This window comes from Marinomonas transparens (assembly GCF_016463975.1).
Classification (GTDB): Bacteria; Pseudomonadota; Gammaproteobacteria; order Pseudomonadales; family Marinomonadaceae; genus Marinomonas; species Marinomonas transparens.
The window spans coordinates 1-303 of sequence record NZ_JAEMNX010000096.1 but is presented as its reverse complement, the minus strand read 5'-3'; the positions used below and the strand labels follow the sequence as shown (position 1 = coordinate 303).

At 51.2% G+C, this 303-nt stretch carries 1 protein-coding gene; it reads right to left on the bottom strand.

Going from position 1 to position 303, the window contains the following annotated elements; genetic code table 11:
- Positions 1-303: immunoglobulin-like domain-containing protein (locus I8J31_RS20800; RefSeq protein WP_199470499.1), on the bottom strand; the 303-nt coding region annotated here is incomplete at both ends.

Below are 303 nucleotides of genomic sequence, written 5' to 3'. Positions count from 1 at the left end.
GAAGGTCACGCTCGCCGCGTCTTCGTTCACATCGCTGGTTGCCAGTGAGACAGTCGTCGTATCAATGGTGTCGATGATTTGTGCCGTCGCCGTCGCTGCGCTGAAGTCCACGGCTTCGAAGTTGCCACCAATCACGTCAATGACGGATGCGGTAACACTATCAGCATCTCGATACACATCGCTGTCTTGAGTATTAACCACCAAGGTACCTGTGGTTTCACCTGCCTTAATTACGATCTCATCGTAATTACCAAGGATGATACCCACATCCGTTTCACCTGGATTAGACAAGGTGGCGGTGAA